We start from the raw sequence: 13,284 nt of genomic DNA, 5'->3' as shown, positions 1-13,284 counted from the left end.
GACAATAATAAAGGCTAATTTAAAAGGGGGTTCGTTCAATTGAGTTCTGTCAATCAATTAAGAGTTTCATTAGATCATTTACATGAAAATTTTCAAGAAGCATATCCAGGATTAATAAAGCAGGAGGCCATTGAAGAAGCGAACCGATGCCTTTATTGTTATGACGCTCCGTGTATCAATGCGTGTCCTACGGGAATCAATATCCCAAGCTTCATCAAAAAAATTGCTTCCGGCAACTTGAAAGGATCCGCTAAGGCCATTATGGAGGCCAATCCGATTGGAGCAAGCTGTGCGCGTGTTTGTCCGACGGAGGAATTATGTGAAGGAGCCTGTGTTCTGAATCATTCTACTAAACCGATTATGATTGGAAATCTACAGCGTTATGCAACAGATTGGGCGATAAAGAACGAGCAGGTGTTATTTGAAGCAGGGAAGAAGAACGGAAAGACCGTTGCAATCGTTGGAGGAGGTCCAGCTGGTTTAGCTGCAGCTAGGGAACTTGCCCGGTTAGGATATGAGATTACGATTTTTGAAGCGGAAGAAAAGGCTGGGGGATTAAATACGTATGGGATTGTCTCCTTCAGACTTCCGAAAGAAGTTTCCTATTGGGAAGTGGATCAAGTTAAAAGCTTACATGTGAATATTCGAACAAATACAAGGGTTGGTCAAGATATTTCCGTAGCTGAAATTATGAACGAACATGATATTGTTCTCTTGGCAATTGGCATGTCGAAGGTGCCGGATATCGGGATAAGTGGAGAAGAGCTATCGGGAGTTTACGATGCGATCGAATTTGTGAAAGAAACGAAAACAAAGCCTATTTCCAATCGATTGCTTGGGAAGCGGGTTGCGGTAATCGGAGCAGGAAATACAGCGATTGATGCAGCGACATGTTCCGTCCGTTTAGGTGCAGGCAATGTAAAAATTTTATACCGACGTACAATGGATGAGATGACAGCCTATGAGTTTGAGTATGAATTTGCGAAACAAGATGGCGTGGAGTTTAGATGGCTGACCGCTCCGAAACGAATCATAGGTGATGAAGAAGGAAATGTGAAAGCAATCGAATGCATCAAAATGGCATTAGGTGAACAAGGAGAAGATGGCCGCTGCCGTCCTGTAGCGGTTAAAGGGTCCGAATTTACACTGGAAGTCGATGCGGTCATCAAAGCTATCGGTCAATCCAGATATGTCGAGCTCATTGAACAATTTGAATTAGAACATATGGATGGAGTTGTGAAAATTGATCCGACTACTTTTCAAACATCCAACAAAAAAGTATTTGCCTGCGGGGATGTGATTTTTGGAAAAGGTCAGGGAGAGGCGATGGTCGTATCTGCTGCACAGCAAGGAAAAGAGAGTGCTTACGCCATTCATCAAGTATTGTCAAATCCAGTATCTGAACTTGCATAAGAAAAGAAAATAAGGGAGGGAACAGTCATGGCAGATTTACGTATTAATTTAGCGGGAATTGAATCACCGAATCCATTTTGGTTAGCTTCTGCTCCTCCAACAAATTCAGGGTATCAAGTTCAACGTGCCTTTGAAGCTGGTTGGGGCGGCGCTGTTTGGAAAACGTTAGGGGATCCAATCTTAAATGTTTCATCCAGATTTGCTGCCGTTCATTTTAACGGTCAAAAGGTGGCTGGATTTAACAATATTGAATTAATCACGGATCGTCCGCTAGAAGTGAATTTAAAGGAGATATACGAAACAAAGAAGCGATTTCCGAATCATGCAATCATTGCTTCTTTGATGGTCGAACCGAAGCAAGAGAAATGGCATGAAATTGTCAAACGAGTAGAAGATGTAGGTGTGGATGGTCTTGAATTGAATTTTGGATGTCCACATGGAATGGCAGAAAGAGGAATGGGAGCCGCCTCGGGTCAAGTGCCGGAATTAGTAGAAAAACAAACCTATTGGGCAAAGGAAGTGGCGAAAACGCCAGTAATCGTCAAGCTGACACCTAATATAACGGATATTACCGTTACAGCTGAAGCTGCGGTAAATGGCGGCGCAGATGCGATTAGTATGATTAATACTATTAACAGTTTGGCCGGTGTGGATATTGATAGTTGGAATACCATTCCTCATGTTGCCGGTAAAGGAGCTCATGGAGGCTACTGCGGACCAGCCGTTAAACCGATTGCCTTGAATATGGTAGGCGAATGTGCTCGAAATTCGAGAATTAACGTTCCGATTTCTGGAATTGGCGGAATCTCTAATTGGAAAGATGCCGTTGAATTTATGCTAATGGGTGCAACCGGCGTGCAAGTTTGTACAGCGGCTATGCATCATGGATTTAGAATTGTGGAGGATATGATTGACGGATTGAATAATTACTTAGATGAAAAAGGATTAACTTCCGTCATGGATTTAGTTGGGAAATCTGTTCCTAAATATTCGGATTGGGGCGAACTTGATCTCAACTATAAAGTCGTAGCTAGAATTAACAATGACGTATGTATTAAGTGTAATAAATGCCATATTTCATGTGAAGATACGTCGCATCAATGTATCGATCTATTAAAGGATGCGAATGGAAACAGTCAGTTAAAGGTACGAGAAGAGGACTGCGTTGGCTGTAATTTATGTTCCATCGTATGTCCAGTTGAAGGGGCAATTGAAATGGTAGAAGTTCCGAGTGAACTCCCACCGATGACATGGAACGAACATCAAGCTGTAATTGGAGCTGCTTCCAGTGCTATCGATCCCGTAGCTAAATAAACAGTGTTGGAAGAGGTGTTGAGTTTACCTACCTCTTCCTGTCATCTATAGATTGAAAGAATTTGAGTTTCCTATATAAATTATAAATATAAAACTGAAAATTCAAAAAGTAAAGGAGAGATGTCGTCATGAAAAAGAATAGTAATTATTTAAAATCTCCTGATTTGCTTCCTATTTCTTATAGGGACAGAAGTATAAGTGCATTTGGATTTTCAGTGATTTGGGTCGGAATGGCTATTGTGTTAGCGGCCTTTGCTATTGGCGGTGCTGCCATAATCAATTTGCCACTTCCAATCGTTATCCTTGCCACTCTCGTTGGATCTGTTACAATCGGAATTTTTATGACGATTATCGGTGATATAGGAGTTGAACATGGTCTTTCCTTCCCTGTTTATATGAGGGCTCCATTTGGAACGATTGGTACACATATTCCATCTATTATACGTGGAGTAACGGCCGCTTGTTGGTTTGGGATTAACACCTATTTCGGATCAACGGCTATCAATGGAATTTTAAACTTACTATTCGGTTTTGATAATTGGTTTATTTGCTTCCTGCTTTTTGCAGCTGCTCAGTTGATTAATACATCGCTAGGGATTAAATCAATCGAACGTTTTGCCGATTTGGCTGCACCCGTCATCATTATCATTTCTTGCTGGATGTATATTGCTTTAGCTGATAATGCAGCAGGGCAAGGGAAAGATATTTGGACATGGGTGGAAAGCCCAGTAACAGGTGCTGCTGCGTTTACAGCATTTATGGTAGTCGTGATGGCGAATATGGGATTCTGGGCTACGCTAGCAGCGGATATGCCTTCCTTATCTAGATTTTTTAAAGCACCTAAAAATGAAAGAAACTGGTTTAAACGAAATAAAACGCAACTAGTTGGTTCGATTATTGTTATGCCAATTGTGAACACATTTATGGTTGTCATTGGTGCCGTTTGTTATATTGCGGTATCAACTGCTGATCCTGTCGTCGCTCTACAAGAAGCTGCAAATGGATTTATACTAGGAATCTTGCTTCTTATGATTGTGTTAGCACAATGGTCGACAAATACTTCAGCCAATGTCATTCCTGCCGCAACGATCTTCTCCAATGTAGGCGGGCCAAAGGTTCCATTTTGGGTAGGTGTTATCATTGCTGGAATTATCGGTATACTTGCTCAGCCTTGGAGCTTATTCGATATTCTTAATTCTGCTTTACTCGTTATTGGAGGCATCTTAACGGCTATTGTGGGTATTTTATTTGCAGACTATTATTTGCTTCGAAAAAGACGTGTGAATGTGCACGATCTTTATGAAGTAGATGGCCAGTTTAAATATATGAAAGGATTTAACTGGGCCGGAATGATTGCATGGATTATCGGAGGAGTTACCGCTAATTTATTACCAGCTTATTCTTCTTTAGTTGGGTTTGCTGTTGGGGCTATTGTTTATTATGTTTTAGCAAAGTATTGGTGGTTTAAAAAATATCCGCAAGCTGAGATTGAGGAGCCTAATGATGAAAAATATTTAGGCATAACGGTTGGGCGTGATTGGGAAATTGAAGTGGAGCCAGAAACGGTGACAGCACCTAAAGTGGTGAATGAAAAATTGTAGATGTACGGAAGGGGGAGGCTGTATGTCAGAGTATCAAGAGTATGTAAAAGAACGAGATCAAATAGATTTCCTTATCCAAAATGGGTATAGGGTTAAGTACATTACCGAGAATCTGGATGGTGCTTTAGTAGAGTTCGAAAAAAGTGATGAATTATCTGAAAAGAAAAAAGAGATTCTAAACATTTTAACTCCTAATGCAAGAAAATATCTTTCTGCTAAGTTACTAGAACAACAAAAAACAACGAACAGCGTTTTATAACAAAGCTTTAAACATAAAGAGAGGGGGACTATATTATATAATATGGGCTCCCTTTTCTTTGATTTTATTGTACGGAACTAATAAACAGGAAAATGGAGGATGATAAATGTTATAGTATGTATATATCCTATATAAGGAGGTAAAGTATGCTAACTGCCAAAAGCCGTGATGGGACGCTGATCACTTTGCCGGAAATACTTACAGCAAACATGCTCGCTTTGATTAAAGCGTCCGCTCCCTACTATTGTCCTTGCTGTGCGACGGAGCTTGTCATTAAAGCAGGAGCTATGAAAATTCCCCATTTTGCCCACAAAAGTAATACCTCTTGTCATGCCTCATCAGAACCTGAGTCACCCTATCATTTACTTGCGAAACGACAAATTTTTGCTTGGGTGAAGGACCATGGTTATCAAGCAGAATTAGAAGCTTATTTACCAGTTATTAAGAAGCGGGCGGATATTCTAGTAAAGGTTGAAGAACAAACATACGCCTTTGAATTTCAGTGCTCGACGATTAGTGAAGCCGTATTTATCGAACGAACAGAATCCTATAAAAGCCTCGATATTACACCAATTTGGATTTTAGCTGAGAAAAATATAAAAAGAGTGGACGCTCAAGAGTATAGATTATCCGCTTTTCAATGGCTGTTTGTAACAGGGGTCAGTGCCTATCCTTTTTTGTGGACGTATTGTCCAGAGCGCAATCAAGTATTTGCCCTTAAAGGCATTACGCCTTTTTCTCCTGCAACCGTGTTTGCCGAAAGGACCGCTGCTTCATTACAGCTTCTTTCACCTAAACACCTTCTTCCTCGAATCCAGGAACAGTTCCCATTTATTACACTATGGCGTTATAAACGGAAAAGCTGGTGCCTTCATCGCGTGAAAACAGCTAATCTACATAACCCATTTTTTCTCGCTTTATATAGACATCGCTTAACCGCAGCGACATTGCCTATTGAAGTCGGAATTCCAGTCAAAGGCATGACGCTGATTAAGACGGCTGCGATTGAGTGGCAAGCCTGGCTTTATTTAGATGTTTTACATAAAAGGGAGCTAGGGCAATTTGTGCAATTACGAACGTTTTTGCAGTCTTTTCAAAAAAGAGTCGCTAAAGGTGTGATTACATTAAGGACATTACCGCTATTAAAGCGTGATGCGTTTCATCCTGTTTATGAATATATTGCCTTTTTAGTACAAGCAGGTTATTTAACAGAGACGACAGCAGGCTGTTATAAGCTAACGAAAGAAATCACCATTCCCAAAACGATGATGGAACAGGAAGAACTGGAAAAGATGTTCTACCATGAGTATAAATGGATGCTTGAGAAGAACAATATCATTTATAATGAAAAAGCTTGATCTACTTCGTGTCATAGAGGAATAAGAGCAGGAGTTTCCTAGTGAATGAAGAAATAGTTAGTATGGAGAAGCTATACATGATCAAGGATCCATATCGAGGAAGTACTTTTGAATGGAGGAATGTTAAATGACAAAGGAAACATCGGTGAATACATTACCATCACGCCAAGATATTGCGGTTGAGGATACATGGAGACTTGAGGATATTTTTGCATCAGATCAGGCTTGGGAAGCTGCTTACCAGGAAGTAAAAGAAGAGCTGAAGAAAGCGAATCAATTCCAAGGCAAGTTAGGAGAAAGTGCAGATCAATTATATAATGCGCTGCAATTTCAAGATAATGTGTTAGAGAAGTTAGGGAAAGTCTATGCGTACTCTCATATGCGTTATGATCAAGATACAACGAACTCTCTTTATCAAGGGTTCGATGACCGAGCGAAGAATTTATATGCACAAGCATCCAGTGCATTTGCTTATATTGTTCCTGAACTGTTAAGCATTGAGGAAAGCACAATTTCTCAGTTTATGACTGAAAAGAGTGAATTGAAATTATATGAACATGCGATTGAAGAAATTAATTTACAGCGTCCGCATGTGTTATCTGCGACAGAGGAGGCATTGTTAGCTCAAGCTTCAGAAGTGTTTGATGCCTCTAGTAATACGTTTGGAATGTTAAATAATGCGGATTTGAAATTCCCGACGATTAAAGATGAAGACGGCAATGATGCAGAGATTACGCATGGCCGCTATATTCGCTTTTTAGAAAGTACGGATCGTCGTGTTCGTCAGGAAGCTTTTGAAGGAGTATATAGTACGTATGGCAAGTTCCGTAATACATTTGCAAGCACGCTGGCCGGACAAGTGAAGAGCCAAAACTTTAATGCATCTGTTCGTAAATATGATAATGCCCGTCAAGCTGCTCTAAGCAATAATAATATTCCAGAAGCGGTTTATGATAATTTAGTGGAAACAGTGAATGAGCATCTTCCTTTACTACACCGCTATTTAGATTTACGCAAGAAAGTTCTAAAGCTTGATGAACTTCATATGTACGATTTATTTACACCGCTTGTACAAGAAGTGAAGATGGAAGTAACGTATGAAGAAGCGAAAGACTATGTTTTAAAAGGCCTTGCGCCGCTTGGTGAAGATTATTTACAAGTTCTAAAAGAAGGATTTGAAAATCGTTGGGTCGATGTGCATGAGAATAAAGGAAAACGCAGCGGTGCGTATTCTTCAGGTACATATGGCACAAATCCATATATTTTAATGAACTGGCAAAATAACGTGAACAACTTATTTACGCTTATTCATGAATTCGGTCATTCTGTTCATAGTTACTACACGCGTAAATATCAGCCATATCCGTATGGAAACTACTCGATTTTTGTAGCGGAAGTAGCCTCGACATGTAATGAGAACTTATTAAATGATTATTTATTAAATACAATTGAGGACGAGAAGAAGCGAATTTATTTATTAAATCATTATTTAGAAGGCTTCCGAGGCACGTTATTCCGTCAAACGATGTTTGCAGAGTTTGAGCATACAATTCACGTAAAAGCTCAAAATGGTGAGGCATTAACAGCGGATATGCTTACGGAAGAGTACTATGCGTTAAATAAGAAGTATTTTGGTGATAACATGGTGATTGATGAAGAAATCGGCTTAGAATGGGCGAGAATTCCGCATTTCTATTACAATTATTATGTGTATCAATATGCGACAGGTATTAGCGCGGCTACAGCATTAAGTAAACAAATTCTTGAAGAAGGAGAGCCAGCGGTTAACAGATATATTGAATTCTTAAAATCAGGCAGCTCCGATTATCCGATTGAAGTATTGAAAAAAGCTGGAGTCGATATGACACAAGCCGAGCCAGTTCGTGAAGCATTAAAAGTGTTTGAAGAGAAATTAAATGAATTAGAATCACTTCTATTAAAGTAAAAACATAAAGCGAGGCCCTCCAGAACAAAAGGAGGGCTTCGCTTATTTTAGTTAAAACCCTTTAAAACGCTTACGTTCGTTCGCACTATGTAAAAAGAGAAACAGAACAAAAAATAAAATAGGGGAGGTAATAGATAAAGGCATTAATTTCATAAATCCTAGCAGTTGGAAAAAAATAGAGAGGAATAGAAGGGCAAGTAAAATAATAAACTTAAGCATTGTATTTCTCTCCTTTGTCATATTAAAATAATATTTAACTTTATCTTCATATATAGTTAAATATTGGATTTGGGAAGTTTTGTTTTACAGTTTATGCAGATTGTAAAAAAATATGATTATGACAAATATGTGAAGTCTCGCACATACTTATTGAAAAAACAGCATTTATCTGATATAGTACAGATATGAAATAAATCACTACAAACTTATACCCCTTTGTTTGCATGTGAAATTTCTCCCATCCCCTTTGTTCGTATGAATAGATAAAAAGCCATGTAAATCATAGATTTACATGGCTTTTTCGTTAAATATAGCGTTTGTAAAATAGGAAATAGAGAAGGAGAAATACTGTTATACAATATATAAGTATAATAAGTGAACGTTTTGTAATTTTTTTGTGAAATTATGCACAAGCTACTTGATAAACGGTCTCGTTTTCTGTTATATTTATTGTGAAATGAATCACAAACAAACCCATACCTTTTTGTTTAATTGTGAAAGATTTCTCCTACCCCTTATTTTCTATACAATGGCCATGCATATAAGATGTATGGCTCTTTATTTGTGAAAAAAAAGCAGTCATTCAGCTGACTGCTTTTTTGTATATTTCCAAAACGTTCCGTATTTAGCGGGGATTTTTTTTACGACTTGTTTGAGAACAAGTTTTTTCATTTCTCGTTCGACTGTACTTTTATTCATATTATAGACAGCTTCAATTTCTTTTGTAGCGACCAATGTAAAGCAACTCATAAATTGTTCAAGAGAAGGGGGAGCACTCGGTTCGGGCAGACCTTTTAACATGTCATCCAAAATTTGAACATATACTTCATAAGGATACACGCCCGATAGCTTAATGCCTTCTTCTTCGATATTTTGGTTGAAGAAGACTAATGATGGAATTTCTTGAACATCCATTTCTGTTGTGATTTTTAGATCGCATTGAAATCCTTTCGAAGCGCTTGATGAAGTGATATCATGCATGAATTCATCGACATCTAGTCCCACGCTTTTGGCACACTCCGTTAACACATCGATATTGGATATATTCTTCTTTTGAATAAAAATGTATTCCTGTAATTTTCTTAAAAAATGAATAGCCAATTTTCTTCCTTGAAGTTCGGCTGCTTTTATCGCGATGGATACGATATGCGGAGAGGTGATAGGATCTTCCAACCATAAATCACCATCACAAGACATACCGGAACGGCTCGCTGTTTTTTCCCAAGCTTGAGCGATCTGTTCAAAACTTTTATTTTTCCCGACATTAAGAGAGGCTAGTTTTCCGCTTACTACATGTCGTAAGCTAAATAATTGACCGTATTCAATTTGCAGTTTTCGAATAACTGGTTCCAATCCCCAGCATTCAGGACAAAGAGGGTCAATAAACACATAAATCTCAATTGGCTTTTTTCCAATATCATAACAATGTTGTCGTTTACTCCAATCGGAAATGTTGAAAACGGATTTATGAACGCTCAACTGTCTTCTCCTTTCCCATCAGTGGAAGCTGTATTAACCATATGTTGTGCTGTCAAGAAGAGGCGATGATAGAAAAAGTCACGAATTTCACCTTCAAGACCGATTTCATCCATGGCTTCATACATACAGGAAAGCCATGCTTTTGCTCGTTCTGGTGTAATTTCAAATGGAAGATGTCGAGCTCTTAGCATTGGATGACCATGTTCATCTGTATAAAGGGAAGGACCTCCCAAGTATTGAGTCATAAATTGTTTTTGTTTTCGAATGGTTTCAGTTAAGTCATCAGGAAAGATTGGATGCAAATCGGGATGCTTTTGAACTTTGGAGTAAAATGCATCAATTAACCTGTGTAATTGCCCTTCTCCAATGGCTTCATATGGTGTAGGGTTCCCTTGCGTCATGCTGATTACTCCTTTTATGAAAAGATAATCCGACGTTGTTTTAGTTTAGCCGGATATTTAATCATTATTTTAACAATGGACACTTAATATCACAAATTTCTAGCTTGATGAAAATTTTATACAGACATGTGTGATCGATTCAATTCAAACGACCATAAGTTTATAAGATTATTTCATATGAATGAGCCTAAAATCAATAACAGAATTTAACAGAAATAACGATAAAAAAGTCGACTCATTTCATAGTCGACTGTAAAAGCTTAGCTTAAATATGTATCCATGATTTTAGCTACATAATTTTGCGTTTCTTTAAAAGGAGGGATGCCACCGTATTTATCAACATTTCCAGGGCCAGCATTGTAGGCTGCTAAAGCTTTTTCAAGGTCCCCATCATACTTAGTGAGCATATTGCTTAAATATTTACTGCCTCCCATAATATTCTCTGCGGGGTCAAAGATGTTTTGTACTCCTAAACTTCTCGCTGTGGCAGGCATTAATTGCATTAATCCGCTAGCACCTGCATAGCTTTTGGCATCTGAATTAAAATTAGACTCTTGTTGAATCACAGATTTAATTAATTTCTCAGGCAGTTTATATAAAGCAGCAGCTTCTGTAATAATCGCATCATAATCTGTTCTTTTGTCTGAAGTTGAACTCTCTTGCGGGATTGCGTGAGATTGTGACGGCATGTGTATATTGTTAGAAAGCATGCTCCATACAGAACCTAATGATTGAGCGGTCTTGTCTCCTAGTGTGTCACTTGACAGCACTTCTGTCAGCATATCTTGAAAAAGGGAATTAGAATGACTGCTTGTAGAATTCGTGCTTGAAAGTGATTGAAGAGCTTGTAGCTCAATAAGCGTTTTAATAGTATGGACATTCATCCATTTCACCTCCATTTATGAAGCGAAATTATTCGCCAAAAGTTGCTTCGTAAAAGCGCTTAACTTTATTTTCGGTTTCTTGAAGCGGAATTTGAAGTGTTTCCAGCAGTTCCCCGAAAATCTTTTCTCCACTTTCTGCATCTTGCACTTCATATTCCAGTTCATAATCTTCTTTCCCAGCATAAAAGCTATGGTCAACGACGAGCAATCCATCTTGAAAGGGGAGCTCAGCGCGATCTGTCCGCAATGAACCGAAGCATATGAAATCCGACGGGTTCAGCTTAGCTTGAATCAGAAGTGCTTGTATAGGACCTTCGGGGAATAGTCCGTTATGTAGAAAAGCTTCGGCTTCTTGTTTAGATAATGCTTGGTTAGATTCTAATAAGCCTTCTTTTGCCGGCTGTTTTAAAGTGAGCTCATATGCTTCGTTTTTCTCGCGAATCCGTAGAGCGGAATATTGTTTTTTTAAATCAAAATCTTTCGTATCGAAGTAATGGTTTTGTTGCGTGATGAAAGAATCAGGTGCGATTTGGAAATAGTGTACGAGCCTCTCAAATGCTTCTTTAGAGAGCAGGTTTTTAAATTCAATTTCAATATGCTGGTCCATCTGTAATTCCTTTCTTTGAGCCTTTTTATTTTAATGATATAAGAACGAACTCTTCTGTCAAATGTTCTTCAATTATTTTTCCAGATAATTTTTCAATATTTAGGCATGGCCTGCAGGATATGATAAAATATAATCGTTAAGTGGAGAAATAATGTCTAAGATTATGCAGAATTATGTTCTCCCGAAAAAGATTCTAGAAAAGTAGGATAAATATACATATATATTTGCAGGCTTAAAAGTATTAGGCTGTTTGTGAGCGAATGATAGGGGAAACTGCTATAACAAATAGTAGATTTTGTTTAGAGGGAATTAGGTGGTGCAGCAATGGAACAATGGGATGATTTTTTGGCGCCTTATAAACAGGCTGTTGAGGAACTGAAGGTTAAATTAAAGGGATTGAGAGTACAATTTGAACGTGCACAAGTTCATTCTCCAATTGAATTTGTGACAGGTCGGGTTAAGCCAATTTCTAGTATATTAGATAAGGCTAGTCAAAAAAATATTCCGCTCGATAAGTTAGATACAGAAATACAAGATATTGCAGGCATTAGAATGATGTGCCAGTTTGTTGATGATATTAAGCAAGTTGTCGAGTTGCTGAGAAATAGAAATGATTTTGAGATTATAGAAGAGCGAGATTATATTTCGCATCAAAAAAATAGCGGCTATCGTTCATATCATGTTGTCATTTGTTATCCAGTTCAAACGATTAATGGAGAGAAAAAAATCTTAGCAGAGATTCAAATTCGGACATTAGCTATGAATTTCTGGGCAACGATTGAACATTCTTTAAATTATAAATATAAAGGCGATTTCCCGAAAGACATTCAAATTCGTTTGAAGCGCGCAGCAGAAGCGGCCTTTTTATTAGATGAGGAAATGTCTCAAATTCGATTAGAAATTCAAGAAGCACAACGGCTTTTTTCTAGAAAAAAAGACTCAAAGGACCATTGATAGTTTAGTTAAACAAATATAACTAGTAGGGTGTGGGTGTATGAAATTTGCAATTACTTCAAAAGGAGATACAAAATCGAATAATTTAATGCAACGGATGAGAACGTATCTTCAAGATTTTAATTTGAAATATGATGAAGATCAACCAGACATCGTGATATCCGTTGGAGGGGATGGGACATTATTATATGCGTTTCATCGCTATAAAAACCGTCTGGATAAAACGGCTTTTGTCGGTGTTCATACAGGTCATCTTGGATTCTATGCGGACTGGACTCCTGATGAGATTGAAAAATTAGTGATTGCCTTGGCAAAAACACCATTTCAAGTTGTTGAATATCCATTGCTTGAAACGATTGTGCGTTATCAGCATGGCGGACGTGAAGCAAGATTTCTTGCTTTAAATGAATCAACGGTAAAGAGCGTGGAAGGGACGCTTGTTATGGATGTAGAAATTCGCGGTCAGCATTTCGAAAGATTCCGCGGCGATGGCTTATGTATTGCAACGCCTTCGGGAAGTACGGCGTATAACAAGGCATTAGGAGGGGCGATTATCCATCCTTCTATTGATGCCATTCAAGTAACGGAACTCGCCTCGATTAACAATCGGGTGTTTAGAACGATCGGTTCCCCATTATTGCTTCCTGCACATCATACATGTACGCTGCGTCCGGTCAATGATGTGAATTTCCAAATTACGGTCGACCATTTAACATTGCTTCAGGAAGATGTTAAATCGATTCAATGTCGCGTAGCGGATGAAAAAATTCGTTTTGCAAGATTTAGACCATTTCCGTTTTGGAAAAGGGTACATGATTCATTTATTGCAAACTAAAGGAGTTTACAACCG

At 38.3% G+C, this 13,284-nt stretch carries 13 protein-coding genes; 8 read left to right on the top strand and 5 right to left on the bottom strand.

What is annotated here, in order from left to right:
• The first annotated feature begins 39 nt into the window (after positions 1-39).
• From ACE199_RS07690 to pepF, 6 genes are all read left to right on the top strand, one after another.
• Entirely contained in the window at positions 40-1,413 is a 1,374-nt protein-coding gene (locus tag ACE199_RS07690; RefSeq protein ID WP_375349231.1) for an NAD(P)-dependent oxidoreductase, read from the top strand.
• 27 nt (positions 1,414-1,440) lie between these two features.
• The gene (gene preA / locus ACE199_RS07685; RefSeq protein WP_375349230.1) at positions 1,441-2,727 is read left to right on the top strand and encodes an NAD-dependent dihydropyrimidine dehydrogenase subunit PreA; all 1,287 of its coding nucleotides are present in this window, start codon (positions 1,441-1,443) and stop codon (positions 2,725-2,727) included.
• A 128-nt stretch (positions 2,728-2,855) separates the two neighbouring features.
• The gene (locus tag ACE199_RS07680; protein ID WP_375349229.1) at positions 2,856-4,328 is read left to right on the top strand and encodes an NCS1 family transporter; all 1,473 of its coding nucleotides are present in this window, start codon (positions 2,856-2,858) and stop codon (positions 4,326-4,328) included.
• 22 nt (positions 4,329-4,350) lie between these two features.
• Positions 4,351-4,587, top strand: coding sequence for a hypothetical protein (locus ACE199_RS07675; protein WP_375349228.1), 237 nt, complete (start codon positions 4,351-4,353; stop codon positions 4,585-4,587).
• Between the two features lie 146 nt (positions 4,588-4,733).
• Positions 4,734-5,945: a competence protein CoiA gene (locus tag ACE199_RS07670; RefSeq protein ID WP_375349227.1), complete on the top strand. Its 1,212-nt coding sequence runs from the start codon at positions 4,734-4,736 to the stop codon at positions 5,943-5,945.
• A 127-nt stretch (positions 5,946-6,072) separates the two neighbouring features.
• A complete protein-coding gene (gene pepF, locus ACE199_RS07665; RefSeq protein ID WP_375349226.1) occupies positions 6,073-7,890 on the top strand; it encodes an oligoendopeptidase F in 1,818 nt (605 codons plus the stop codon).
• A 51-nt stretch (positions 7,891-7,941) separates the two neighbouring features.
• Here the strand turns inward: pepF and ACE199_RS07660 are convergent, their stop codons facing one another.
• From ACE199_RS07660 to ACE199_RS07640, 5 genes are all read right to left on the bottom strand, one after another.
• Positions 7,942-8,109 carry a hypothetical protein gene (locus tag ACE199_RS07660; RefSeq protein ID WP_375349225.1) on the bottom strand — a complete coding sequence of 56 codons (168 nt, stop codon included), beginning with the start codon at positions 8,107-8,109 and terminating at the stop codon, positions 7,942-7,944.
• A gap of 579 nt (positions 8,110-8,688) precedes the next feature.
• Positions 8,689-9,588: a ClpXP adapter SpxH family protein gene (locus ACE199_RS07655; protein WP_375349224.1), complete on the bottom strand. Its 900-nt coding sequence runs from the start codon at positions 9,586-9,588 to the stop codon at positions 8,689-8,691.
• Positions 9,585-9,989 (bottom strand): globin domain-containing protein, encoded by a 405-nt coding sequence (locus tag ACE199_RS07650; RefSeq protein WP_375349223.1) that lies wholly within the window; start codon positions 9,987-9,989, stop codon positions 9,585-9,587. Before ACE199_RS07650 ends, ACE199_RS07655 begins: the two co-directional genes overlap by 4 nt.
• Positions 9,990-10,249: 260 nt before the next feature.
• Positions 10,250-10,873, bottom strand: a complete 624-nt coding sequence (locus ACE199_RS07645) for a lytic transglycosylase domain-containing protein (protein WP_375349222.1) — start codon at positions 10,871-10,873, stop codon at positions 10,250-10,252.
• Positions 10,874-10,901: 28 nt separating this feature from the next.
• A complete protein-coding gene (locus tag ACE199_RS07640; RefSeq protein ID WP_375349221.1) occupies positions 10,902-11,480 on the bottom strand; it encodes a CYTH domain-containing protein in 579 nt (192 codons plus the stop codon).
• Positions 11,481-11,804: 324 nt separating this feature from the next.
• On the opposite strand from ACE199_RS07640, the gene yjbM reads away from it, so the two are divergent.
• Complete coding sequence (gene yjbM, locus ACE199_RS07635; protein WP_127759400.1) at positions 11,805-12,434, top strand: GTP diphosphokinase; 630 nt, start codon at positions 11,805-11,807, stop codon at positions 12,432-12,434.
• Between the two features lie 40 nt (positions 12,435-12,474).
• Complete coding sequence (locus ACE199_RS07630; RefSeq protein WP_127759401.1) at positions 12,475-13,269, top strand: NAD kinase; 795 nt, start codon at positions 12,475-12,477, stop codon at positions 13,267-13,269.
• The last annotated feature ends 15 nt before the right edge of the window (positions 13,270-13,284 follow it).

The organism is Peribacillus sp. Hz7 (assembly GCF_042136355.1).
GTDB classification, from domain to species: Bacteria; Bacillota; Bacilli; order Bacillales; family DSM-1321; genus Peribacillus; species Peribacillus asahii_A.
The sequence above is the reverse complement of the archived record's forward strand: the minus strand, read 5'-3'. Positions and strand labels throughout refer to the sequence as shown.

What these genes read in the sequence shown, in the direction of transcription:
- ACE199_RS07640 (WP_375349221.1), bottom strand. Translation starts at nt 11,480, where the DNA reads ATGGACCAGCATATTGAAATTGAATTTAAAAACCTGCTCTCTAAAGAA.
- ACE199_RS07680 (WP_375349229.1), top strand. Translation starts at nt 2,856, where the DNA reads ATGAAAAAGAATAGTAATTATTTAAAATCTCCTGATTTGCTTCCTATT.
- ACE199_RS07645 (WP_375349222.1), bottom strand. Translation starts at nt 10,873, where the DNA reads ATGAATGTCCATACTATTAAAACGCTTATTGAGCTACAAGCTCTTCAA.
- yjbM (WP_127759400.1), top strand. Translation starts at nt 11,805, where the DNA reads ATGGAACAATGGGATGATTTTTTGGCGCCTTATAAACAGGCTGTTGAG.
- ACE199_RS07660 (WP_375349225.1), bottom strand. Translation starts at nt 8,109, where the DNA reads ATGCTTAAGTTTATTATTTTACTTGCCCTTCTATTCCTCTCTATTTTT.
- ACE199_RS07675 (WP_375349228.1), top strand. Translation starts at nt 4,351, where the DNA reads ATGTCAGAGTATCAAGAGTATGTAAAAGAACGAGATCAAATAGATTTC.
- ACE199_RS07670 (WP_375349227.1), top strand. Translation starts at nt 4,734, where the DNA reads ATGCTAACTGCCAAAAGCCGTGATGGGACGCTGATCACTTTGCCGGAA.
- pepF (WP_375349226.1), top strand. Translation starts at nt 6,073, where the DNA reads ATGACAAAGGAAACATCGGTGAATACATTACCATCACGCCAAGATATT.
- preA (WP_375349230.1), top strand. Translation starts at nt 1,441, where the DNA reads ATGGCAGATTTACGTATTAATTTAGCGGGAATTGAATCACCGAATCCA.
- ACE199_RS07650 (WP_375349223.1), bottom strand. Translation starts at nt 9,989, where the DNA reads ATGACGCAAGGGAACCCTACACCATATGAAGCCATTGGAGAAGGGCAA.
- ACE199_RS07630 (WP_127759401.1), top strand. Translation starts at nt 12,475, where the DNA reads ATGAAATTTGCAATTACTTCAAAAGGAGATACAAAATCGAATAATTTA.